Origin of the sequence: Salinicoccus hispanicus (genome assembly GCF_009831115.1) — a bacterium.
GTDB lineage: Bacteria > Bacillota > Bacilli > Staphylococcales > Salinicoccaceae > Salinicoccus > Salinicoccus hispanicus.
Window position 1 is genome coordinate 392,107 of record NZ_WUUK01000002.1, and the last position, 24,368, is coordinate 416,474.

Annotated in this window: 21 protein-coding genes; 20 read left to right on the top strand and 1 reads right to left on the bottom strand. The window is 45.8% G+C overall.

What is annotated here, in order from left to right:
• Nucleotides 1-132 precede the first annotated feature (132 nt).
• Nucleotides 133-1,407 carry an aminotransferase class V-fold PLP-dependent enzyme gene (locus GQ671_RS06855; RefSeq protein ID WP_160654619.1) on the top strand — a complete coding sequence of 425 codons (1,275 nt, stop codon included), beginning with the start codon at nt 133-135 and terminating at the stop codon, nt 1,405-1,407.
• Between the two features lie 189 nt (nt 1,408-1,596).
• On the opposite strand, the gene GQ671_RS06860 is transcribed toward GQ671_RS06855, so the two are convergent.
• Nucleotides 1,597-2,289 carry a GntR family transcriptional regulator gene (locus tag GQ671_RS06860; RefSeq protein ID WP_246153188.1) on the bottom strand — a complete coding sequence of 231 codons (693 nt, stop codon included), beginning with the start codon at nt 2,287-2,289 and terminating at the stop codon, nt 1,597-1,599.
• A gap of 169 nt (nt 2,290-2,458) precedes the next feature.
• Here GQ671_RS06860 and GQ671_RS06865 point away from each other — a divergent pair, with 169 nt between their 5' ends.
• The 19 genes from GQ671_RS06865 (at nt 2,459) to GQ671_RS06955 (ending at nt 24,226) form a co-directional block, all read left to right on the top strand.
• On the top strand, nt 2,459-3,784 hold the full coding sequence (locus tag GQ671_RS06865; protein WP_160654623.1) for a 6-phospho-alpha-glucosidase: 1,326 nt from the start codon (nt 2,459-2,461) through the stop codon (nt 3,782-3,784).
• A gap of 24 nt (nt 3,785-3,808) precedes the next feature.
• A complete protein-coding gene (gene chbG / locus GQ671_RS06870) occupies nt 3,809-4,561 on the top strand; it encodes a chitin disaccharide deacetylase (RefSeq protein ID WP_160654625.1) in 753 nt (250 codons plus the stop codon).
• The gene (locus GQ671_RS06875; protein ID WP_160654626.1) at nt 4,558-5,961 is read left to right on the top strand and encodes a PTS transporter subunit EIIC; all 1,404 of its coding nucleotides are present in this window, start codon (nt 4,558-4,560) and stop codon (nt 5,959-5,961) included. Before chbG ends, GQ671_RS06875 begins: the two co-directional genes overlap by 4 nt.
• Nucleotides 5,962-6,368: 407 nt before the next feature.
• Entirely contained in the window at nt 6,369-7,340 is a 972-nt protein-coding gene (locus tag GQ671_RS06880; RefSeq protein WP_160654628.1) for a polysaccharide deacetylase family protein, read from the top strand.
• Nucleotides 7,340-8,107, top strand: coding sequence for a formyl transferase (locus tag GQ671_RS06885; protein WP_160654631.1), 768 nt, complete (start codon nt 7,340-7,342; stop codon nt 8,105-8,107). The genes GQ671_RS06880 and GQ671_RS06885 overlap by 1 nt, the downstream gene beginning before the upstream one ends.
• Before the next feature lie 43 nt (nt 8,108-8,150).
• Entirely contained in the window at nt 8,151-8,744 is a 594-nt protein-coding gene (locus GQ671_RS06890) for a sugar transferase (protein ID WP_170288657.1), read from the top strand.
• Nucleotides 8,745-8,748: 4 nt separating this feature from the next.
• The gene (locus GQ671_RS06895) at nt 8,749-9,654 is read left to right on the top strand and encodes a methionyl-tRNA formyltransferase (protein WP_246153189.1); all 906 of its coding nucleotides are present in this window, start codon (nt 8,749-8,751) and stop codon (nt 9,652-9,654) included.
• Between the two features lie 14 nt (nt 9,655-9,668).
• Nucleotides 9,669-10,322: a PIG-L deacetylase family protein gene (locus GQ671_RS06900; RefSeq protein WP_160654634.1), complete on the top strand. Its 654-nt coding sequence runs from the start codon at nt 9,669-9,671 to the stop codon at nt 10,320-10,322.
• A 296-nt stretch (nt 10,323-10,618) separates the two neighbouring features.
• On the top strand, nt 10,619-11,293 hold the full coding sequence (locus GQ671_RS06905; RefSeq protein WP_160654637.1) for a YveK family protein: 675 nt from the start codon (nt 10,619-10,621) through the stop codon (nt 11,291-11,293).
• Between the two features lie 13 nt (nt 11,294-11,306).
• Nucleotides 11,307-12,023, top strand: a complete 717-nt coding sequence (locus GQ671_RS06910; protein ID WP_160654640.1) for a CpsD/CapB family tyrosine-protein kinase — start codon at nt 11,307-11,309, stop codon at nt 12,021-12,023.
• A gap of 761 nt (nt 12,024-12,784) precedes the next feature.
• On the top strand, nt 12,785-14,632 hold the full coding sequence (locus GQ671_RS06915; protein WP_160654643.1) for a polysaccharide biosynthesis protein: 1,848 nt from the start codon (nt 12,785-12,787) through the stop codon (nt 14,630-14,632).
• Nucleotides 14,622-15,830, top strand: coding sequence for a lipopolysaccharide biosynthesis protein (locus GQ671_RS06920; protein WP_160654646.1), 1,209 nt, complete (start codon nt 14,622-14,624; stop codon nt 15,828-15,830). The genes GQ671_RS06915 and GQ671_RS06920 overlap by 11 nt, the downstream gene beginning before the upstream one ends.
• 12 nt (nt 15,831-15,842) lie before the next feature.
• The gene (locus GQ671_RS06925) at nt 15,843-17,144 is read left to right on the top strand and encodes a hypothetical protein (RefSeq protein WP_160654649.1); all 1,302 of its coding nucleotides are present in this window, start codon (nt 15,843-15,845) and stop codon (nt 17,142-17,144) included.
• A 73-nt stretch (nt 17,145-17,217) separates the two neighbouring features.
• Nucleotides 17,218-18,387 carry a glycosyltransferase family 4 protein gene (locus GQ671_RS06930; protein ID WP_160654652.1) on the top strand — a complete coding sequence of 390 codons (1,170 nt, stop codon included), beginning with the start codon at nt 17,218-17,220 and terminating at the stop codon, nt 18,385-18,387.
• Between the two features lie 168 nt (nt 18,388-18,555).
• Nucleotides 18,556-19,710, top strand: coding sequence for an aminotransferase class I/II-fold pyridoxal phosphate-dependent enzyme (locus GQ671_RS06935; RefSeq protein ID WP_160654655.1), 1,155 nt, complete (start codon nt 18,556-18,558; stop codon nt 19,708-19,710).
• A gap of 56 nt (nt 19,711-19,766) precedes the next feature.
• Complete coding sequence (locus tag GQ671_RS06940; protein ID WP_160654658.1) at nt 19,767-20,771, top strand: GNAT family N-acetyltransferase; 1,005 nt, start codon at nt 19,767-19,769, stop codon at nt 20,769-20,771.
• A 119-nt stretch (nt 20,772-20,890) separates the two neighbouring features.
• Nucleotides 20,891-21,460, top strand: coding sequence for a YdcF family protein (locus GQ671_RS06945; protein WP_160654661.1), 570 nt, complete (start codon nt 20,891-20,893; stop codon nt 21,458-21,460).
• Nucleotides 21,461-21,681: 221 nt separating this feature from the next.
• Nucleotides 21,682-23,097, top strand: a complete 1,416-nt coding sequence (locus GQ671_RS06950; RefSeq protein ID WP_160654664.1) for a sodium:solute symporter family protein — start codon at nt 21,682-21,684, stop codon at nt 23,095-23,097.
• Entirely contained in the window at nt 23,090-24,226 is a 1,137-nt protein-coding gene (locus GQ671_RS06955) for a M24 family metallopeptidase (protein WP_160654667.1), read from the top strand. The genes GQ671_RS06950 and GQ671_RS06955 overlap by 8 nt, the downstream gene beginning before the upstream one ends.
• The last annotated feature ends 142 nt before the right edge of the window (nt 24,227-24,368 follow it).

The following is a 24,368-nucleotide window of genomic DNA, read 5'->3' on the forward strand; positions in this document are numbered from 1 at the left end:
CTCTTCAGAGTATGAATCAATCCCCTCAACATTTATGGATAAACTAGTATTTCTTTAAATGTTGAGGGGATATTCTATAATATGTGCATTTTTGAAATCTATTAAGGGACATATCAATTTGGAGGCAAAAACATGACAAAAAGAAATACTGAATTCTTCCCTCAAGAGCTTCAGGATAAGATAACCGAAAAGTTTTTCTACTTGAAAGAAGATGCTGAAGGAAAGGAAAGGATATTTTTCGAAAATGCCGGCGGCACCTTGAGACTGCGCTCAGCGATTGAAGAGCAGGCAAAACTCTCTGCGATTCCTGATTCTCCTGAAAGATCCCACAGCATCGCTAAAGATATTCAGAATAAAATCATCAAAGGAAAAGAAGACGTGAATTTATTGATAAATGCCAAAAGTGGTAAGATCGCAGCTTCTTTGACTGCATCTGAGTTGATGTTTGAAATGATCGCAACTGTTGCTGGCCAATCAAACCCGGGAAACATCGTTACAACCGCCATTGAACATCCATCCTCCTATGATGCCTGTCAATTTTCAGCCAATAAGTTTGGTCATGAGGTTCGAGTCGCAGAAGCAGATAAAACCACTGGAAGTATCCCGCTGGAGAATATGATTGATCTGATTGACGAAAATACACGTATTGTGTCACTCATTTCAACTTCCAATATCACCGGGGCGATACATGATATGAAGAAGTATACAAATAGCATCAGGATGAAGAATCCCAATACATATATTATTGTAGATGCAGTTCAAGGTGCCCCTCATAAGATGATAGATATACAGGAGTGGGAAGTTGATGGCCTGAATATAGCACCCTATAAGATGTTTGGCAACAGAGGGGTGGGGTTTGCATGGTTATCAGATGGATTGGCCTCACTCCCTCACCATCGTCTGTTGGCAACAAGTCCGGATGAGTGGGATCTAGGCAGTAAGACGCCAGCACATTATGCTGTTTTTTCGAAAGTGATAGATTATATATGCATGATTGGTGAATTCTATAATAGCAGCCCAGACCGTAGAGAGTTGATAGTGGAAGGTATGACCAGAATCCATAGTCAGGAACAGGCAATACTGGAAAGACTGCTCAATGGATCGGATGCAGTCGAAGGAATTAATGATATCGATAATGTAGAAGTCCATTTTGAAAACAGGAATGGTCTGAATCAAGATTTGATTTTGGCGTTGACCTTCGATAATATTTCCAACAGCAAAGCTGTGGAATGTTATGAACAAAGGAGTATCACAGTCTTTGCACGTGAAGATTCGAGCTTGTATTCCAAGAGGATTCTGGAAGCTGTAGGTTTGAAATCCATAGTTCGAGTTTCACCAATACACTGCCATTCAGCGGATGACGTCGATAAGTTCCTTATAGCGACCAGAGAAATTGCGCAAATGTAATTGGTCGAACATGAGTTAATGCAATACTTTAATACAGCCATGCTAAATACATTTCTATTTGCTTACTTGCCGGTTAATGCGACAAGAATAAAAGTGAAGGCCGCCGGACCGTTGAAGGAAGACTGATTGAGAAACAGATATAAGAACGTATAAATCCCCTCTGCACAATATGACGCAGAGGGGATCGTTCTATTTCTCAGAAACAAACTTGAATGTATATCTTTTTGGGTGGAAGTAGACTTTCGAGTACTCAAAAATCATTCCATCATCAAAGGTCGAGTATGCTTCAAGCAACAATAACGGGTCTTTATTTTCCAGATGGAGATGTTCGATCAGCTCATCGCTCGGTAGAATCGGGGTGAGCTCTGCATGTCTCTTGTTGATGTTGAATCCCTTCGAGGCAATGTATTCGTATTTTGATACTTTCATCACATCCACTGAAAGATCTGGAAACAGTTCATACGGCATATAGGATTCTTCAAGCACAAGCGGTTTTTCATCTGCCAGTCTCAATCTCTTTATATAGTAGACCTTCTGGTTGTTTGTCAGCCTAAGGTAGTTTTTCACTTCTTCAGACGGCAGCATCAGTTGGAATTCCAATATTTCATTCGATGGATTGTTATGGAGGCTGATCATTTCCTCGGTGAATCCTTGCAGCTTATGAATGTCATGCTCGATCTTCTTATCACTGATGTACGTACCGCTTCCCTGGACACTATATACCAGTCCCTCTTCAACCAGCATCTTGACTGCCTGTCTGACGGTGACCCGGCTCACACCATACATTTCAGCGAGCTTTGTTTCTGTCGGGATGGCCTCCCCCCGATTGATATCATTCGAAACAATATCGTCCTTTATCTTCTTTGCTACTTGCTTATACAAAGGTAGCGTCGATTTCCACATTCATAATCAGCCTCTCTGTTTCATTACTATCATTCTACCACTTGTATCCCTCTCCTAATACATATTATTTAATTTGTATTATATTTGTATTGTTATAATTCATTATTTGTGTTAAATTGGTTTTAATAAATATGAAAGGGGTTTCATGATGGAGAAGAAGAACCTGGTCATTGTCGGAGGTGGCAGTACTTATACACTTGGTATTGTCATGAGTCTGATTGCAGAAAAAGAAACCTTACCTTTGAATAAGCTCGTATTCTACGATACGGATGCCGAACGGCAGGAAAAGATCGCCAAAGCGACGGCAGTGATACTGAAAGAACGCTATCCGGAGCTGGAGACTTTCGAATATACGACGGACAAGTCAAAAGCATTTACGGATATGGATGTTGCATTCCTGCAGATCAGAACGGGTGGTCTCAAGATGCGAGAAAAAGACGAACAGATTCCTTTGAAGTATGGTGTGGTCGGACAGGAAACATGTGGACCGGGTGGAATGGCATATGGCATGCGGTCGATTCCAGATATGATCGAGCTGATTCATGATATCAGATCCTATACGGACGATGCGTGGATATTGAATTATACGAATCCGGCCGCCATTGTCGCAGAAGCACTCCAGAGGGAATTCCCCGAAGATGATAGACTGCTGAATATTTGTGATATGCCGATTGCAATCATGAAAAGTTATGCGGATATGCTGGGTAAGGATGTATGGGATCTTGTACCTGAATATTTCGGATTGAACCATTTTGGCTGGTTTACGAAAATTGAAGATAAAGACGGCACGGACTATACGGAAGTGATCAAAGAGAAGATCATCAATGAAGGTTTCGTTCCTACAGACGAGGAAATAGCGAATGATGAATCCTGGAAGAAAACATTTGCCCAGGCACGCAAGATGCTGATGGATTTTCCGGAGTTTCTGCCGAACACCTATCTTCAGTACTATCTGTATCCGGAGGCACTTGCTGCCAAGGAAGTACCGGATAACACCCGGGCACGGCAAGTGATTAACGGCAGGCAGAGGCGCGTGCATGATCAGTGTGACCATATCATTTCGACGCAGTCGACTGAAGGTATTGAACTGACGGATGATGTCCATGGTGTCTATATGGTCAAGGCGGCAGCTTCACTGATGTATCACATGAACGAGATCTATATCGTCATGGTGAAGAACAATGGCATCATCTCGAATATTCCTCATGATGCGATGGTCGAAGTGCCTGCAATGCTGGCCAGAAGCGGACCCAGACCATTTTCGGTCGGAGAGGTTCCAACTTTCTATAAGGGGATGATGGAAAATCAGCTGGCATATGAAAAACTGGTCGTCGATGCCTATTTCGAGAAGAGTTATAACAAGGCGCTTCAGGCACTCACGCTGAACAGGACGGTCACAGATGTGGAAAAAGCGAAACTCATACTGGATGATCTGATTGAAGAGAACAAGGGGTATTGGCCGGAACTACATTAGAAAAACAATTGGGGTGGGATGATCATGATAAAGTTTATTATCAATGCAGATGATTTTGGATATTCCCGTGCTGTGAACTATGGCATCATCGATGCACATACGGAAGGCGTACTGACATCTACAACATTAATGACGAACATGCCGGGTGCCCAGCATGCATTTGAACTCGCTAAATCACATCCGTCTTTAGGAATCGGTGTCCATCTGACACTGACATGCGGAAGGCCGCTGCTCGATAGCCATCATACGCTGGTGGATTCGAATGGCGACTTCAAGAAGCTTCATCACTACCAGGCAAAGTTCCATGTGGATCCGGATGAATTGTACGACGAGTGGCAGGCACAGATAGAAAAATTTTTGAGTACCGGACTTAGACCGACACATCTGGATAGTCACCATCATGTGAATAATCTGGAAGCGATGCAAACGATGTTCATCAAACTGGCACGAGAATACCAATTGCCAGTCAGAAACAATTTCGCAGGCATCAGGGACCATGGACTGACGACGACGGACTATTTCGAGTATCAGCCTGATGTCGTACTTCTCGACAGTGAACGCATCTTTGAAAAGTATAAAGACTATGACTCTGTTGAAATCATGTGCCACCCGGCCTATATCGACAAGTTCCTGATGAACAGTTCGAGCTATGCAACACCAAGGATTGAAGAGCTGGATGCGATGACATCGACTGAAGTAATAGAAAAATTCAAGGAAAGTGGTCAGTTTGAGCTGATCACGTTCAGTGGACTTGAAGGGGAGGCGGTTGCGAGATGAAAAAGTTCATGCAGAACCTGGGCAAGTCCATGCTCATTCCCATCGTTGCCATGCCGATTGCCGGTATACTGTTCCGTCTCAGTGCTGAGGATCTGCTCAATATCACCCTTTTCCAGGCAGCCGGTGTTATTTTCGAAAACATGGATGCACTCATTGCCATTGGTATTGCGATGGGGCTGGCGAAGACGAAAGATAGGGGAATTCCGGCACTTACCGGATACCTTGCCATCACTATTCTGAACAAAGGATTGGAGACCATGAATCCGGAACTCGATATGAGTGTATTTGGCGGTGTGCTTTCGGGCTTGATTGCAGCGGCGGTCTATAATCGTTTCAAAGATACGAAGCTGCCTGCAATGTTCTCGTTCTTCGGGGGTGAGAAATGGCCGATTACACTGATCATACTCATCATGATTCCGGTTGCCGGTCTATCGGCACTCGTATGGCCGTATGCGCAGGCGGGTATTGATTCGTTCGCCCAGTCACTGGTCGGCATGGGGGCATTCGGCATATTCCTGTTCGGTTTCCTCAACAGATTCCTCTTGCCGTTCGGTCTGCACCATGTACTGAACACCTACATCTACTTCGGACTTGGAAGCTACGAAACAGCGGATGGAGAAGTGGTTACAGGAGAAATCACAAGGTTTCTGAATGGTGATCCGACAGCCGGCTACTTCCTCGGCGGCTTCTTCATCGTCATGATTTTCGGTGTCCCTGCGATTGCGCTCGCAATTACGAGAGCAGCACATAAGAAGAAAAAGGAAAAGACCAAAGCTCTGATGAGTTCAGGTGGATTGACCTCTGTCGTCGCAGGGCTGACTGAACCGATAGAGTTCACATTCATATTCACTTCGCCACTGCTATATTTCATTCACGCAGTGTATACCGGCCTGGCAGGTGCAACACTGTATATGCTGAGCATCCGGCATGGATTCTCATGGGGCGGCAGTGCGATCGACTACGCACTGAACTTGGGAATCGCCGAGAATGGCATATTCATCATACCGATAGGACTCGCATTTGGCTTACTCTACTACTTCACATTCTATACACTGATTGTGAGAAGAGACATTAAAGTGATCGGCAGGGAAGAAGACGTGGAATTCGACCAGGAGTCAGATGAATCCGAGCAGGATCTGAAACTCGGCCACTCGAAGTTTGAGTATATGGCGAAGAAAATTCTCGAAAATGTTGGTGGTAAAGAAAATGTTACAGACTATGAGAACTGCATGACACGACTGCGACTTGTCGTGAAGGATGCTGGTCTGGTCGATGAAGATAAGATAAAACAGACCGGCGCCCACGGAGTGGTCAAAGTTGATGATCAGCATGTGCAGGTCATCATAGGGCCGCAGGCGAACGTCGTAACGGAAGAGTTTGGAAAGCAAGTCGATAAGTAGTACAAATAGATATAATATTGTACGTTGATGAAAGAGATGGAACATTTCTCTTATTTAATGCAGCCCCCTTCAAACAGGTAAATTGAAGGGGGACTTTAAGTGCCATAATTTAAATTGAATATTCCAAAAATATTAACAACATGATATATTTGTAAAAGAAGTATAATTACAAATATTGTTTAATGATACACAATAGCTATTGTTGCATGGATTGTTAGTTGAATACAGTGGATATTGCAATAAAGGAGGTGAGGGAGCAGGGTGGATCAGGCAAAAAAACCGGGTAGGAAAGCATGAATTTATTAGAACGGAACGTGATTTCGCTCCGAGGGGTCAGAGTGAAATCATACTGGAGGTTGCAAAGCGGGTTCAAAGTAAAATTCAATATGACACGATAGGGGTGTTCAATGAAGAACGGTACATTTATTATCTCAGTGGATTTTGAACTGTATTGGGGCTATTTGGGTTTTACGGATTACAACGAATGCGTCGACAGATTTTATCTGACGCGGAGTGTTGCGTCAAGAATGATTGAAGTATTTGAAAAGCATGAAATGAAAGTGACGTGGGCTACGGTCGGTCTATTGATGCTGGAAAATAAGAAGGAACTGAGCGAGATGACACCGCGTATCCTGAAGCCCAAGTATAGCAGGCGGGAAATAGACAATTACTATAACTATGAAAACCTTCTTAAGGAAAAAAATTTTTGTGAAGGTGTATTTTTTGCGGGCGATATCGTCGAGGAACTGAAGAATAGTGATTACCAGACTATCGGCACACATACCTTTTCCCACTATCTATGTCTGGAGGATGGGCAGTCTGAAGACGAGTTTACAAAGGATATGGAGCTGGCCATGGAAGTTTCCGACAAGAAAGGTATAGAAATTGAAAGTATTGTATTCCCACGTAACCAGTTCAACCCGGGCCACCTTGAAATCATCAAAAAGTATGACATCAATATCTTCAGGGGCACGCCTGATCATTTCATCTACAAGCCCCGAAGTACACATAATTACTTCATTAGAGGATTAAGACTGGTGGATCTTTATTTTAATATTACAGGCAACCATACACACCCGCATCCTGATTCCGATGAAGAGATGTTTGATATCAAGGCGAGCCGTTTTCTCAGACCATTAAATCGGACAAACAAGGTTTCGAGAGGTCTGCAGCTGAGAAGAATCAAGAATGAGATGACCAAAGCCGCGGAAAATAATCACTACTACCACCTTTGGTGGCATCCGCATAATTTTTCGGCCTCTCCAGAGGAGAACTTTCAATTCCTTGAGGAAATCATTGCCCATTTCAAAACGTTGGAGGAGAAATACGGTTTCAGTTCCGAAAGCATGGAGTCCTATGTAGAGAAGGTGAGAGCTTGATGGAGAAGATAATGATGATCTGCACTTTGGGACCCAGTACCAATTATATTTATAACCATGTCAGCAGGGACTTTCATGTTGAAGCGGTTATTGTCGTCCAAAAGGAAAACAGGCAAGTGTTTTTAAAGAAGAGAATCAAGCGGCTCGGGCTGCTTAAAGTGATCGGTCAGATCATTTTTGTTCTCTACTCCAAAATATTCATGGCAAAAAAAGTGGATTCAAGAGTCAAGGAGATCCAATGGAAATTCAATCTGAATCCTGATGATATAACGGCAAAGAAAATCACGCACGTCCATTCGGTGAATTCGGAGGAGATGAAGTGCAAGATCAGAGAAGTGGATCCTGACCTGATCATCATCAATGGGACGCCGATCATAAAAGAAGATGTATTAAGTGTGACCGATGCCAGATTCGTCAATGTTCATGTCGGTATCACGCCGAAGTACAGAGGGGTTCACGGTGCGTACTGGGCACTCTATAACAATGACGATGATCTGGTCGGTGTCACGACACACTTCGTGGATAAGGGGATTGATTCCGGAGAAGTCCTTGATCAGAAAGTGGTGAAGGTGGACGAAGCGGATAACTTTCTGACATACTCTCACTTGCAGATTGCACATGCTTTACTCGAATATAATAAAATTATTCAATCTGTACTGAACGATAGATTCATCATAAAAGAACCGATTACGGGTGAAAGCGCCATATGGTCCCATCCGACCATCGTGAGCTATCTGTATGGCAGAATCTTCAAGAAGGTCAGGTAGTGGTGTGTACTTCAAATAATAATGGCGAAAGAAGGGGGCAATCTTGCTGAATCTCAAAAGATCTGCAGATATTATCGTCAGTTCATTTTTCCTATTGGTACTCTCGCCACTTCTGCTTATTACGGGTGTCATCATCAAAGTGACAATGCCCGGTCCACTTTTCTTCAGACAGCGACGCGTCGGGATGCATCAGAAGCTGTTTGACATCCTCAAGTTCAGAAGCATGAAAGTCGATCGTTCAGCAGAGGAAAGTTTCGATTTTGATAAGGATGAGGAGAGGATCACAAGCTTTGGCCGGCTCATCAGACGTCTTAAAATAGATGAACTGCCCCAACTGCTGAATGTTCTGAAAGGGGACATGAGTCTTGTCGGTCCGCGTCCAACCATAGAGCAGCAGGTGGAGGAGTATGACGCGTATCAGCGGAGGAGGCTGGATGTCAAACCCGGTATGACGGGTCTTGCTCAAGTCAACGGCAATACGTATCTGACATGGGAAGAGCGAATCGAATATGATATCGAGTATGTGGACACCCATTCCTTGAAGCAGGATGTAGGGATCATATTGAAGACGATTCTGATCGTCCTGTTTGGAGAGGGCAATTTCAAGAAGACGGAAAGAAAGATCTCAAAGGGGTGAAGGAATGGGTAAGATGAAAACAGTTCTGATCGGGTCTGTGGAATCGAGCAAGATTGTACTGGACGCGATGATCAATAATGCATATCCGCCTGAAATGGTATTTGGTCTTGATCCTCAGTATTCGTCGAATGTGTCAGGGTATGTGGATCTGTCCGTCATAGCCGAAAAGCACGATATTCCGTGTATGACGTTCAGGAACATCAATGATCAGGCATGCGTGGAACAGATCAAGGCGATATCGCCGGACTACATTTTTGTCGTAGGCATCTCCCAGCTGATCAAGGAGGATATCATCAATGCAGCCGCTCGGGGGGTGATCGGTTATCATCCGACGGCATTGCCGAAGTATCGGGGCAGGGCTGCTTTGCCGTGGCTCGTCATCCTGGGTGAGCAGGAATCCAAGTCATCCCTCTTCTTCATCGATGAAGGCATGGATTCGGGTGACATCATCGATCAGGAGACGTATCTGATCGGTGACAATGACTATGCCCATGATGTCTATCATGCGTCCAATGAAGCGCTCGAGAGGATGCTCGAGCGGGTGCTTGAAAAATTGAAGAATGATGCGGTGGAGGCAACACCGCAAAACGAAGATGAAGCGACCTATCTACTGAAGCGGACGCCGGAAGATGGCAGAATCGACTGGAGCGCTGCTTCTGACGATATATATCGGCTGGTGCGTGCCACTTCGAGACCGTATCCCGGTGCGTTCTTTTTCTACAAGGATCATAAGGTCATCGTATGGGAAGCAAGTGTGCATCCGAATACGAAGTATATCGGTATTCCGGGCCAGATCATCCGTTCGGATTCAGGGACGATCGACGTTCTGTGTATGGACGGCATACTGCGTATAGAAGATTACGAAACGGTAGCGGACTTCAGATTCATAGACGGAAACAAATTCAAATAGATGGAGATGGGGATATGAACATTCTGGTTTTTGCACCACACGACGACGATGAGGTACTGGGCGCAGGTGGTGCCATAGCCAAGTATGCCAATGAAGGCCATGATGTGTACATATGCGGAGTGACCAGTGGGCCTGATCCTGAGGAAGTTGAAACAATAAGAAGTGAGGCAAGTGCAGCACATGAAGTACTCGGCGTGAAGGAGGCGTTCTTTCTTCACTTGCCGATGATCGGTCTTCGGCATATGGAGACCAGCGAAATCAATGCCAGAATCCATGATGTTGTCATGCAGGTAGAGCCGGAGATCGTCTTCCTGCCTCATAAAGGGGATATGAACTTTGATCATGCGGAAACGACGTATGCAGCCATGGTCGCACTGCGCCCATTCAATGTGCCTGCCCTGCGGGAAATTATGGTGTATGAAACATTGTCCGAAACGGAATGGAACACGCCGACAGTCGATAATCTGTTCATACCGAACGTCTACATGGATATCACCAGTACGATAGATAAGAAACTGGAAGCGATGGCATGCTACGAGTCACAGCTTAGAAGCTATCCGCATCCCAGATCACTGGACGCAATCCGCGCCTTATCGATGGTACGTGGATCAAGCATCTGTGTGGATCACGCAGAAAGTTTCATGCTGATCCGTTCGATTAAAAAATAGTTGGACCGGGATGAGAAGTTAAAAAAAGTTGGCCTTGGTTGAAATCAGGAATTAAAATCATATAATCTTTATAAACGCTTCGTATACGGATTCTATTCCGAATACGAGGCGTTTTTGTCTTTATTATCAAGGGTTTGACAATAGTGTCGAGTTTCATAAGGTTGTCCATGAAAGTGAAAAAATACAAAATACTTGTAAAAATTACAAATTGAATATTCCAAAAATTATGGAACCATGGTATATTGGTTGAAACTTATAGATAGAGATAAAGTTTAATTATGTTTGGGAGGGAAAATATGGAGGATTCTGTAAATGTCGAAAAGGCTTTGGACATTATAAAGAGGAATATTCTATCGATTATTTCGTCGATGCTTCTAGTGGGTGTTCTCGCCACACTCATCACCTACTTTATAATGACTCCGAAATACGAAGCAGAGACGCAGATGCTTGTCAGTTCACCGAGTGATAGTGTAATTGTCAATTTTGAGAATATCGAAACCAATCTGCAGCTGATCCACACCTACAGGGACATTATTCTAAGCAAGACAATACTTGAAGATGTCATCACTAACCTTGGACTCAGCCAGACTGTCGAGGAACTCTCAAAGCAGATTACAGTCACCAACCAGGATCAGTCGCAAGTACTGTCAATCGTAGCCACTGATGCATCAGCCCAGCAGGCAGAGCAAATATCAAATGAAGTCGCGATCGTCTTCAAAGAACGCATCGTGGAAATCATGTATGTGGACAACATTTCCATCTACGCACCAGCAGATGTTGCGCCGGGTATTGACCCCGTATCTCCTCAACCTTTAATCAACATCGCAATCGGTATGGTGGCCGGACTGATCCTTGGTCTGATCTGGGCCTTCTCAAAAGCCTACTTCGACAAGTCGGTCAAAAATGAGATCGATGTGTATAATGTGCTCGGTCTGCCAGTGGTTGGATCACTCGCGAAATTTGAGGACTAAGGGGGAAATACTCATGTTCAAGAGGAAGAAGAAGAAAAGTGAAGTCGAACAGGCAAGAAATGTAGTCGTTGCGAACAAACCACATGCGAATGCAAGCGAACAGTTCCGGACAATCCGGACGAACATCATGTACTCAGGTGTGGATAACCCAATCAGTTCCGTACTATTCACTTCCGCCATATCGGGTGCAGGCAAATCGACCATTGCAGCGAATATGGCCATCGCCTACGCGCAGGCTGGTATGAAGACACTGCTGCTGGACGGGGATCTCAGACGGCCGACAACACATTACACATTTGAAGTATCAAATAGAATCGGATTGTCATCGGCGATGGTCAATGACATACCACTCGGAAACCTGATCACCAGAACCGAATTCGACACACTCGATCTGATTACTTCAGGGCCGATTCCACCGAATCCATCAGAACTCCTGTCTTCTAAAAAGATGGCACAGTTCATGAATTCACTTACCGAAAACTATGAGATGGTGATCATTGATTCACCACCGATACTTTCCGTGACGGATCCCCAGCTTCTATGCAAGCAGGCGGATGGTGTAGTGCTTGTGACCGATGTCGAAAACAACAACCGTGACCAGCTGGTGGAAGCAAAGGATCTGCTCGATAAGGCGGGAGCAAACATCATCGGTGTCGTACTGAACTATCGTGAAATGAAGCATGGCGCAGATGAGCAATACTATTACTCGGAGGCGGTTGCTGAAAGCTGATTGATATAATCGATGCCTAGTCATCCTTACCAGGTGAGTCAGGCAAAGGCAGTAATGCATGACCTTTACCATAATAATTTCGGTTGGCAACAAGGGTGCTGTCGGCGAAATATTAAAAGGGGTGGTTGAAAACGGGACGGAACAGTTCTTGATGTGACCATCATTCGTAACGAAGGAAAGTTTCACAAATTAAGGTGTAACCGGGTAGGAAAACATGAATTTATCAGGTTGATCGAACGAATCTTCCTAGTAGGCATTAATGAAACCGGATCTATAAAGTCGATATATCATCCTTACCAGATGAGACAGATATCGATAATGAGCGATCATGCCGTTATCATACATCGATTGGCAACAGGGGTGCTGCCAACGTGATAGTGAACCGGCTGATTGAAAGAAGGACAGAATCATTTTGGACATGGATCTATTGGAATGACGGAAGACTTTATCTAGGAATTTTTACTGAACAACGGTTCAGACAGTCGATACCAGACCACCCTTACCAGGTGTGATGGGTATCCGTATGGGACGATCATCTATTTGCAATAATGCTTTCGGTTGTCAACAGGGGTGCTGCCAACGGATTGATGGAGTAGATGATTGCTCTGTGACAGAACTGTCCTGAACATGAAGACATCAATTAACGATGATTTCACCTGGAGAGGTCAAGGTGGGATTGTTGATAGAGGTCAAAAAGGTATAAAGGGTGCAAAACAAAGACAATTGAATAAAGGGTAATAAAAAGGAAAGAAGAGGATATTATGGACGCTAGAAAACGTTACTTACTCTTTCTGCTTGTCGACTCGCTCATCGTCACCTTCTCGGTGTTTATCGGCTACTATATTCTCATACCATTCTTCTCGGACTATTCACTGACAATGCTCGGAGTCACATCCGTCATACTGCTCGTGAACCATCACCTGTTTGCCTATATTTTCAACCTTTACCACAGGGCATGGGTATATGCGAGTGTCAGGGAACTGATTTCGGTTACGCAGGCTGTCAGTGGGTCTGTCATGGCGACGATCGTTTTGACTTTCCTGCTATTCGACACGGCATTTATGCGACTGATGCTTGTGACCTGGATGATGCATCTGATACTGATCGGTGGATCCAGGTTGTTCTGGAAAGTGATTACCTATGAAATGAATGGGCGTAGATCGCATGGCGTAAAGATGACACGGACACTGGTTTTTGGTGGAGGCAAAGGGGGCTCGATTCTCATCAAACAGATGCTGGATAATCCAGTAATGGGGATGAACCCGGTCGTTGTCGTGGATGACGACCCTGCCAAAAAGAATATGGAGCTTGCCGGTGGTGTCAAAGTGGAAGGCAACCGCCAGGATATTGAACGGCTGATCAAGACATACGACATCAAGAAGGTGGTTATTGCCATCCCTTCTCTCAGCAAGGTGGAGCTGAAGGAAATTCATAAACTGGCCAATATTGAGAATGTCGATGTGCTGACGATGCCGAATATTGAAGATGTCCTTTCAGGAAAGCTCGAAGTCAATGCACTGAGACACGTCCAGGTCGAAGACCTGCTGGGACGTGAGCCGGTTGAACTCGATATTAAAGGCATTGAAGAACAGGTGACGGACAAGACGATTCTCGTTACAGGTGCTGGCGGCAGTATCGGTTCCGAGATTGTCAGGCAGATTGCGAAGTTCAAACCGCGTCAGATACTGCTGCTCGGGCATGGTGAAAACAGTATCTATACCATCCTGGAAGAAGTGCTGCAGAACAAGGACGACAGCATCGGTTATGTACCGATCATCGCAGATGTCCAGAACCGACAGCGTATGTTCGAAGTGTTCGAGAAGTACCGACCGGACATCGTCTATCATGCAGCCGCACATAAGCATGTGCCGATGATGGAATACAACTCCCGCGAAGCGGTGAAAAATAATGTCGTCGGAACGAAGAATACAGCAGAGGCGGCATGCCATTTCAAAGCGAATAAATTTGTGATGATTTCGACAGACAAGGCAGTCAATCCGCCGAATGTCATGGGTGCGACGAAACGGATGGCGGAAATGATCGTCCAGGCATTGGATAAAGGGTGCAAGGATACGACACTTGTGGCTGTACGTTTCGGCAATGTACTCGGCAGCCGTGGATCGGTCGTACCGAAATTCAAGAAGCAGATCCAGGCCGGTGGTCCGATTACAGTGACAGATCCCAGAATGACACGATACTTCATGACCATACCGGAAGCTTCAAGGCTGGTCATTCAGGCAGGGACCATCGCAGAGGGTGGCGAAGTATTCGTACTTGATATGGGAGAACCGGTCAAAATCGTCGATCTGGCGAAGAATATGATTCGCCTATGTGGCTTTGCAGAAGACGATATCGGTGTCGAGTTCGTCGGTATACGTCCCGGAGAAAAATTGTACGAAGAGCTGTTGAAAGAAGGGGAGATCCATCCCGAGCAGGTCTACGCAAAAATCTATCGCGGCAGAGTTTCCGAATCATCGCTCAGTCTGATTGAAACACAGATCAAAGCGTTCCTGTCTATTGACGAGAATGAAATGAAGGAGCGTATCATCCAGTTTGTCAGACAGGAAAATATGAATCCGGAAGAACTTGGCCAGGAACATGCAAGCTAAAATCATGAACATCGTAGGGACCTTGCTGTTTGCCATCAACCAGTGGGTACAGGTCATTTTGATTACGCGTCTGCTCGGTCTCTACGAAGTGGGCCTGTTCTCATATTTTCTGGCTCTGACAGGCCCGCTTGTATTGTTCAGCCGCTTCATGCTGTCGGTACTCGTACCGACGCAGAGGAAGCTGTCCTATGATTATGTGATATTCCAGGAGTTCAGAAGAATCACCAACTACGCTTTTATCGCAGGATCAGTGATTGTCATGATTTTTGTCGATCTGAACATGTACGAAAGTCTATGTCTCATGGTCTTCGTCCTCTACAAGTGTTATGAGAACAAGGAAGAATTCATCTATACGGAGAATATTGCAGAGTCGAGAATCGATTTCATGGCAAGATCGAAGATATACAAAAGCATCATCACAATCATTCTGTTTACAGTCACGGCATTCTTTTTCAGGTCACTCCTGCTGGCGGTACTGAGCCTGCTTGTTTCACAGATGCTCATCTACTACTTTTATGACCGCAGATTCTCCTACTCGGAACAGAGGGCGAAGATCGGCATCAAGCGGATCGAGTTCAGAAACATCTTCATCCTTGGCATCGGTCTATCGATGGTTGAAGTGCTCAACTCGCTTGTTTCGAACATTCCAAGGTATATTCTTGAACACTACCATAGCGTCGAGACACTCGGTGTTTTCGCGACAATCCTGTACTTCATGATCATCACCAACAACATCGTAGTCGCCATCAACCAGAGTGTGGTGGCAGGGCTCGCGAAGGAAGCACAGGCAAGTGTGAAAAAGTTCTACCGGTCGTTTTTCAGGCTATGCGGGATATTTCTCGTCATCATCATTGCAGGGGAAGCCATACTGCTCCTGTTCGGCAACGATATACTCGTTCTGGTCTATGGGGAAGCATTCATGGGCTATCAGAATGAGATGCTGCTCCTTGGCATCCTGCTGATATTCACCGTCTATACGAAACTGTTCGAGATGGCGCTCAGCATATTCAATATCTACAATCTTCAGCTGCTCCTGCAGGGAACCACATTCATTGCAGCAGTCATATTTTCGTTCATCATCATTATCCCTTATGGCTTAACCGGTGCATTTATCGTGGTGATCATCAACTATATGATTCTGGCCGCAGGCCAGGTCGGCGTGCTGGTCTACCATTGGAAATACAAAGTAGGTTCCTAGGAGGCGGAGCGCATGCTGATCATCTGGTTGATCGCACTGATCTATGTGGTAATGGGCTATCTGTTCAGACTCTATATCGCAGATACGACTTACCTGACTGTTTCATTCATTGTCATCACAGCACTTCTGCTGTTCTTCATACTGTATTTGAAATACACAAAGTTTCTCATGATCTTATATGTGGGATTCCTCGCAAGGCTTGGGACGGTACTGTATGACCTGCAGCCGAAGGTGCCTAAACTTCCGCATAGTGGCATCGATTCTGAAAGCTACTATAAGACAGCGCAGTATATCAGCGAGAAGATGGCACTGATGAATGCAGAGATGTACGGGGGCATATACACGAAATTTCTGGCAGTCATCTTCAATATGTACGGTGACGACCGGCTTTTCGCACAGTTCCTGAACGTGCTGATGACATTGTCCGCCATACTGCTTGTCATACACATATTCAGAATGCTGGATGTCCCGCCGAAGATCCAGGTTGTGATGGTCGGGGTCATGTCATTCTTCCCGCATTCGATCATATTCTCGAGCATACTGGTGAGGGAAGCGGTCATCACGCTGATGATGGCACTATCACTCTACTATTTTGTCAGATGGTACAAAGGTCGGGAATGGACCAGTGCGATTCTGAGTGTGATCATCGTTCTGATCGGCGCGTCGTTCCATACAGCAGTCATCGGTGTCGTGGTCGGCTACATGTTCGGCTTCATATTCTACCAGCATAATCAAAACGCGTTCAGATTTACACTGAAATCGATGATTCCGTTCAGTCTCTTTGCACTGGCGACGACATATGTTCTGATCTTCCCGGAAAGTATAGAAGCGCTACCGATCTATGACAAGATCGATCAGGTCCAAAGGGGCAATGACAGCCTCTTGGACGCATTCACGGATGATATTGGAGGCAGTGCCTACCTGAGCGGACTGGTGGTCAATAACATCTACCAGATGGTTGCCTTTTCACCGATCAAGGTACTCTATTTCATCGGTTCACCGATGCCGTGGACAATCAGGAATCCGAATGATCTCATTGCTTTCATGCTGGATGGGGTTTTCTATCTCTTCGTACTTGCTGTATTCATCAAAAATTTCGGGCTCATCAGAAGACGTCCGATACTTGGTGTCATCCTGCTGAGTATTGTTGTGACCTGGATCATTTTTGGCATCGGCATTTCGAACGCCGGAACGGCCCTCAGACACCGGTTCAAAATATTCTACATCATCATTGTGGCAGTCGGTGTCATATGGGCGAATAGAGAGAAAGAGAAGAAACGTCCGGGGATACCGATGAAGGAAAAGCAAGTATAGGCATTGATTGACGTCTTGCAAGCAGCCCGACGGGTGCGGCTGCTAATAAACAGGGGTTTGGGAGATGTAGCTTATGCAGAAAAAAATTATTCATGGGGTAACTTCTTCCATGAGTGCACTGTTCATCCATGAGCAGATACACTTCATTGAGAAAAATGGCTATCAAGTGGAAGTAGTATGCAACAATATGCCTGAAAGACATTACGAAGGTCTGAAGCTCACGCATATTCCTTTTGAACGTGAAATCAGCATCTATAGGGATGTGACCACCCTTTATGCGCTCTACAGATATCTGAAACGGAAAAAACCGGATATCATTGTTTTCAGCACACCGAAAGCAGGACTGCTCGGCATGATCGCCGGCTACCTGAACGGCACAGAGACAAGAATATTTGCCCAGTGGGGACTGCGTCTGGAGACGGTGACGGGGGTGAAGAAACTGATTCTGCAGACGACGGAGAAGCTGACATGTCTGCTCAGCACGCATGTCGTCATACTCTCCGACAGTCTGGAAGCGGAAATGGTCGGCAGAAAACTGGTGGATCCGAAAAAGGTGGTCCGGATCGGCAAGGGGAGTGTCAATGGCCTGGATATGGAGCGGTTCAATCCTCGTGTGATTGATCAGGATCGGCTGGCACGGATGAAGGAAGAACTGGATATCAAGCCGACTGACTTCATCATCGGCTATATGGGAAGAATCACGAGAGATAAGGGAACCAATGAACTTGTGGAAGCCTTCGTGAAACTCAGTGAGAAACATGAGCATGTCAAATTGCTGCTTGCCGGTGACATCGAAGCGGGAGATCCGATCAGACCGGAAAACAAGGAGATGATCGAGACTCATGAGCGGATTCTACTGTGTGCATATACAAACGAACCGGAATACTACTACGGCATGATGCACGTATTTGCATTCCCTACGTACCGCGAAGGGTTCGGTACAGTAAGTATAGAGGCACAGGCGATGCTTGTACCGGTCATCGGTTTTGATTCCACAGGTGTCAGAGACACGATTGTAGATGACAAAACGGGCCTGATAGTGAGAAGCAATGATGCCGAAGGCTTGGAGAAAGCCATCGAAGATATGGTCATCCACCCTGAAAAACGGGAGCAGATGGGACGTGATGCCCGCATATTCGTCAAAGAGAACTTCGACAGGGAGCTCATACAGCAGAAGGTTCTCGATTTCTACAATACGCTGGGTACGGCAGGCGACGAAGAAGTGGCATATTCGAAAGCATAGGACGCAGGGCACTATCAAGTGGAGCGTGCATGGATAGAGAGAGACCAATTTGAGTCATGCGACGTTCCATATAGTTGTGAAGCACACATCATCGGCTTTGTCGGGAAGCTGGAGATGTGCGGAATTGAACGGGTAAGACAATTCAATTAAGGGAGAGGTGACCAGATTATGTCGAAGCGCAGAATCCTTTTGTCATCACCTCATATGGGTGGCACTGAAACGAAGTACGTCCAGGAAGCGTTCAGTACAAACTGGATTGCACCATTGGGAGAAAATGTTGATAGATTCGAGGAACAGGTCAAGGAATTTACAGGAGCAAATGCAGCATGTGCTTTAAGTAGTGGGACGGGGGCCATCCACATTGCACTTGATCTCCTGAAAGTCGAACAGGGCGATATTGTGCTCTGTTCATCACTCACTTTTGTAGCCAGTGCAAATCCGATTCTCTATCATGGCGGCAAGCCGGTATTCATCGATTCCGAGATGGACAGCTGGAACATGTGTCCAAAGTCTTTGGAAAAGGCTTTGAAATACTACAAGATGCTCGGCAAAAAGCCAAAAGCGGTCGTTGTCGTCAACCTGTATGGCCAGTCGGCACGCATGGATGAAATCGGCGAAATATGCAGACGGTATGGTGTCCCAATAATCGAGGATGCAGCAGAATCCCTTGGGGCCGTCTACAAGGGCAGGATGAGTGGAACCTTCGGCAGATTCGGCATCTTTTCTTTCAACGGGAACAAGATCATCACGACATCAGGGGGCGGGATGATCATTTCAAATGATGAGGTGCTCATAGAAAGGGCCTTGAAGAAAGCGACCCAATCCAAAGAGAATGCGGCTTATTATCAGCATGAAACGGTTGGATACAACTATCGTCTGAGCAATGTCTGTGCGGGCATTGGAAGAGGACAGATGGAAGTGCTGGAAGAACGCATCGAGCAGAAGCGTAATATTTTCGATAAGTATGTGGCGGGGCTTGGAGATGTAGACGGTATCGAATTCATGCCGGAGATCGAAGGGTCATACCATACAAGATGGCTGTCCACGATGCTCATCGACCCTAAGAAGGTGGGTGTCAGCGCAGGCGAGCTGATCGAACATCTTGGAGAAAGCAATATCGAAGCAAGGCATGTCTGGAAGCCGCTTCATATGCAGCCGCTATTTGACGGGTCCGAGTATTTCCACGGTGGAGATGACAATGCGAAGTATCTGTTCGAGCACGGCATCTGCCTGCCATCGGATACGAAGATGACTGAAGCGGAAATAAATGAGGTCATCGGTCTGTGCAGGGAACGCATCCTTGCCCAGGAACTTTTCGCTTGATGGCACAACTTCGCAGAAATGATAAGCGGTGAATCTACTTATTTGGAGGACGGACAGTGAATAGAGATATCTATTTTACAAAAGAGTATGCAGAGGTCAACGAGCTGATAGAACACGGAGAGGCAATTTCCATTGAAATTCAATGCGAGTATGGTCATATTACCCATACGGCCATAAAAAGAGAAATTGATACCGGAATAGATGGTGAAAAGTACTATGATCTGATCACGCCATATGGATATGGAGGACCGGTCGTCCACGAATATGTGAATCTGAAAAAGCTTATCGAAGTTTTTGAAGAGACACTTATGGACTATTGCGATAAGCACAGCATCGTATCCGAGTTTGTGAGATTCCATCCTTTATTCCAGAACCAGGAGTCATTCAGAAGTGTCTATGATGTGAAGTATATGAGAAAGACTGTAGGCACAGACCTGATAAGTTCCACCGACATCTTCCAAAGTGAATTCTGTGCGACTGCACGCAGGCGTGTCAGAAAACTGGTTAAAGATGAGAAGTTCTCCTGTATACTGGCGAGAGGTTTCCACGATATTGAAGACTTCATTGCAATCTATAATGATACGATGGACCGCCATCATGCGACGGATTTCTACTATTTCGACCGTGCGTATTTCGAAGGATTGAAAAGGAAATTCGGAAACAGGCTGGTCACAACGAGCGTCTATTTTGAAGGTCAGATCATTGCGATGGGGCTGTACTTCATTTCTGAAGACATCATCCACGATCATCTGAATGGCACCCTGGCGGAACATCTTCATCATTCACCAGCCTACCTTCTGAAATACACGATGATGAACTGGGCGAAGGCGAATGACTTCTCCCTCGTCCATTACGGCGGGGGTGTCTCCAATGCTGAAGACGACTCCGTCCTGAAGTTCAAGAAGCGTTTTTCAAACCATACCGAGTTCGAATTCCATATCGGCATGAAAATATGGAATAGGACAGCGTATGATGCGTTATGCCGGCAGAAAGGTATCGATAAAAAGACCGATTATTTCCCTGCCTATCGTGCACCGCGTATCGCTGTAAAAGAAAATTGATTCAGAGGCTGCATTCCAGGAATCCTGTTTTGGAATGCAGTTCTGATTTTGAGTGATGTCATCTGGGCTGATAGTGAAACAGAATTCATCTGCATCATTATGCTCGATCAGGAGGACCTATGAAAATAAGAATCATAATTATTGTGGTTTGCATTGCGCTGATGCTGGTTGTCCTATCATTGATTGAAAGTTTCAGCCATAACTATTCTGACGCGCCTGTAGAAAGTGATCTGATTGTGATGCTTGGAGGAGGCGATGAAGCGAGAATGCAGAAAGCCGCCCAGTTGTACCTGGATGGCTATGCAGATCAAGTACTGATTACACCTGTAGTCGAATCGGAAGAATCGACACAGAGTTCGGCACTCGCAATGGAATATGGGATTTCAGAAGAAGCACTCATACTGGAGGATGAAGCCATCAGTACCTATACCAACGCCACCATTACGATTGATATCATGGAGGATCGAGGCATGGATTCAGCCCTCATTGTCACAAGCGACTATCACATCAAACGGTCGAAGTACATCTATGACAAGCTGAACGATGGCAGTTTTGAATTCAAGTATATTTCAGCACTATCAGAGCAGGATGGGAGATGGCATGAGGGCAGCGATGCATTCTATATCTGGTCCAGTGAATATATCAAGATGTGGGTCTATCGGATGGGCATATACTGGTTCAGTGAGTAATAACATCTAAAACGAGGCATTCTGGGATTGGCATACAATTTCAGAATGTTTTTTATTTATTCTTGAAATATTTTATTAAGAAGTGTTTTTAAATTATTTTTTTGAGCCTATCTCTTGACTTTATAGGATTTGTGACACTTGTTGATAGAGTAGAGGATGAAATAAGAATTGTATTGTGTTAGGTTGTTATAGGCACCACAAAACAAAGGGGGAAATAATAAATGGAATTTACGAATCAACCCGTGCTTATCTGGTTTGTCGTTGGTTACGGCGTATTCATGCTGCTTCTTGGCATGTACTACTCAAAAAAGATCAGTTCAAGCGAGGACTTCATACTCGCCGGGAAGTCGCTCGGCCCTGTCGTTCTGATGGGGACACTGCTTGCAACATGGGTGGGAAGCGGTTCAGTAACGGGTGGACAGAACTCACTGGCCTATTCCTTCGGCATATGGCCGGCGCTCATGTCGACACTGCCATCACTCATCGGGATCGGGACGATTTTCCTGATTTCATCAAAGATTAAAAACTACGGTAAATACACCGTCGCAGAAATACTTGAAGTAAAATACGGCAGGGCGGCAAGCCTGCTCGCTGCCTTCATCATCATTCTTGCTTTTGTCGGCATCGTTTCATACCAGTACCAGGGGCTGGCATACATCCTGAACATTTCAATCGGTATCCCTGTCGGCACAGCGACCATCATCGCTGCAGTCATCATCATATTCCTGGCCGGCATCGGCGGTTTGATGTCAGTCGCACCGACGGATGCATTCAGTGCATTCCTGGTCATCTTCGGCCTGATCATTGCACTGCCGATCGCACTATCCGTCGGCGGCGGCTGGAGTGAGATCACATCGAATGTGCCGGAGAGTCATCTGAGCGCGACCGGATCACTCAGTTTCATACAGCTTATGGGGTATTATATCCCGACACTGTTCCTGCTGCTCGGGGACCAGAACATCTATCAGCGGATGTCTTCTTCAATGAATGACAAATCCACAAAGCTCGGTACAGCCGGCTGGATCATCGGTCTGATCATCGTGACACCCCTGATCTCCATTCTCGCGTTCATATCCCGTTCCATGTTTCCCGACATCGACCCGGGCATGGCACTGATTGCGATCACAAGTGTACTGCCGGTTGTCATCGGCGGCATACTGATTGCGGCACTCACTGCATTCATCGTCACAACAGGAAACTCCTATCTATTGTCTGCTGCAACCAGTGTCGTCTATGACCTTGTTGGAAAGTACATGAAGAAAGATATCGATGATCATCAGAAGCTCGTCTACACAAGAATTCTCATCCCGATCCTCGGTATCATCGCGTTCCTGCTGACGATGTATTTCCCGACGGTACTGTCCGTACAGATGTATGCCTATACAGTATATGGCGCAGGTATCACACCGGCACTGCTCGCAGTCTTCCTGTTCCCGAAAGTCACCAAGGCTGCCGGTCTTGCGTCCATGGCGTCCGGACTCGTTTCCACATTGTTCTGGGAGTTCTTCTTCGTCCAGTCGACAGGCATCAACTCGGCAATCATCTCTGTGCCGATCGCCTTCATCGTACTGTTCGTCGTAGCGATGTTCACCAAAGGACAGCATAACGAACTGAAGGGAGCACCGGAAAATGGATAGAGCGAAAAGAATCGAGAACTTGAGAGCACTCATGACAGAAAAGCAGCTCGATAGAGTCATCATATTCAATTTTGAAAATCAGTTCTATTTCAGTGGACTGAGAGCAATCACCTACTCGAGACCCATCATCATGATTGTTGAACGGGACCAGCAGAGCCTGATCATTCCGAAGCTTGAAGAAAAGCATGCCAGGGAGAAGACGGCAGCTGACCATATCCATGTCTACCATGAAGTGGGAGGCAATGACGGTGGCAGTACAGATTATCTTACGCTTTTCGATGAAGTACTGTCCGGGCTGAATGATGGCGGTCGGATTGGGATTGAAAGTGAGTCGCTGCCAGTAAAACTGTCCTCCTCGATCAAAAAGAAAAATGGGACACTTGTCGATATCCAGAAAGATATTGCACAGATGCGTGCCATCAAGAGTGCAGAAGAGATCGAACTGATCAAGCGTTCCGGAGAACTGGTGAGCGGTGCACTCAAGCACACGATCGAGAACTCCAAGCCAGGGGAATCGGAGCTTGAAATCGACTACCACGGCAACCAGTATCTTTTCGATACGGTGTCCGAACACTACACCGATTCGACATTGGACTTCTTCGTCATGTCTCCTTCAGGTGTCGCGCGGACCAACATGCCGCATATCTTCTCCAACACCCGGAAACTGGAAGAAGGGGACGTCATCATCCACAGCCGTCAGGTCGGCCTGAACGGCTACCGTGCAGAATGTGAACGGACATGCTTCATCGGCCAGCCGACAGAAGCGCAGGAGAAGGAGTTCAAAGTCATGCTGGAAGCCCATCTCGCAGCGCTTGATTTCATCAAGCCCGGCGTAACGGCAAAAGCCGTCAATGAAGCCGCTCTCGAAATCATTCGTCCAGCCGGCTATGAAGCATATGTTTCCCACAGGACCGGGCACGGCATCGGCATCGGACAGCACGAAGAACCTTCACTCCGATTCGATAATGACCTTGTGCTCGAACCGGATATGGTATTCTGTGTCGAACCCGGTATCTATATCCCGGACGTCGGTGGGTTCAGACATTCCGATACGGTTGTCCTGACTGAAGATGGCGCAGACATTATCACGGAATATCCGAGAGATCTGGAGAGTCTCGTTATGCAATGAAGAATATTGTACTGCAAATGTAAGCACCAAGAATCCAGAAAACATTCGTTTTCTGGATTCTTTTATTCATAATCGCTGTTGTGAATTAATATTTCAGAAAAACAACGACCTGATAATGAAATTTGCGAGAATACTATTGAAA

What these genes read in the sequence shown, in the direction of transcription:
- GQ671_RS06865 (WP_160654623.1), top strand. Translation starts at nt 2,459, where the DNA reads ATGGAGAAGAAGAACCTGGTCATTGTCGGAGGTGGCAGTACTTATACA.
- GQ671_RS06915 (WP_160654643.1), top strand. Translation starts at nt 12,785, where the DNA reads ATGGACGCTAGAAAACGTTACTTACTCTTTCTGCTTGTCGACTCGCTC.
- GQ671_RS06945 (WP_160654661.1), top strand. Translation starts at nt 20,891, where the DNA reads ATGAAAATAAGAATCATAATTATTGTGGTTTGCATTGCGCTGATGCTG.
- GQ671_RS06910 (WP_160654640.1), top strand. Translation starts at nt 11,307, where the DNA reads ATGTTCAAGAGGAAGAAGAAGAAAAGTGAAGTCGAACAGGCAAGAAAT.
- GQ671_RS06935 (WP_160654655.1), top strand. Translation starts at nt 18,556, where the DNA reads ATGTCGAAGCGCAGAATCCTTTTGTCATCACCTCATATGGGTGGCACT.
- GQ671_RS06880 (WP_160654628.1), top strand. Translation starts at nt 6,369, where the DNA reads ATGAAGAACGGTACATTTATTATCTCAGTGGATTTTGAACTGTATTGG.
- chbG (WP_160654625.1), top strand. Translation starts at nt 3,809, where the DNA reads ATGATAAAGTTTATTATCAATGCAGATGATTTTGGATATTCCCGTGCT.
- GQ671_RS06855 (WP_160654619.1), top strand. Translation starts at nt 133, where the DNA reads ATGACAAAAAGAAATACTGAATTCTTCCCTCAAGAGCTTCAGGATAAG.
- GQ671_RS06905 (WP_160654637.1), top strand. Translation starts at nt 10,619, where the DNA reads ATGGAGGATTCTGTAAATGTCGAAAAGGCTTTGGACATTATAAAGAGG.
- GQ671_RS06925 (WP_160654649.1), top strand. Translation starts at nt 15,843, where the DNA reads ATGCTGATCATCTGGTTGATCGCACTGATCTATGTGGTAATGGGCTAT.
- GQ671_RS06900 (WP_160654634.1), top strand. Translation starts at nt 9,669, where the DNA reads ATGAACATTCTGGTTTTTGCACCACACGACGACGATGAGGTACTGGGC.
- GQ671_RS06950 (WP_160654664.1), top strand. Translation starts at nt 21,682, where the DNA reads ATGGAATTTACGAATCAACCCGTGCTTATCTGGTTTGTCGTTGGTTAC.
- GQ671_RS06885 (WP_160654631.1), top strand. Translation starts at nt 7,340, where the DNA reads ATGGAGAAGATAATGATGATCTGCACTTTGGGACCCAGTACCAATTAT.
- GQ671_RS06875 (WP_160654626.1), top strand. Translation starts at nt 4,558, where the DNA reads ATGAAAAAGTTCATGCAGAACCTGGGCAAGTCCATGCTCATTCCCATC.
- GQ671_RS06955 (WP_160654667.1), top strand. Translation starts at nt 23,090, where the DNA reads ATGGATAGAGCGAAAAGAATCGAGAACTTGAGAGCACTCATGACAGAA.
- GQ671_RS06895 (WP_246153189.1), top strand. Translation starts at nt 8,749, where the DNA reads ATGGGTAAGATGAAAACAGTTCTGATCGGGTCTGTGGAATCGAGCAAG.
- GQ671_RS06930 (WP_160654652.1), top strand. Translation starts at nt 17,218, where the DNA reads ATGCAGAAAAAAATTATTCATGGGGTAACTTCTTCCATGAGTGCACTG.
- GQ671_RS06920 (WP_160654646.1), top strand. Translation starts at nt 14,622, where the DNA reads ATGCAAGCTAAAATCATGAACATCGTAGGGACCTTGCTGTTTGCCATC.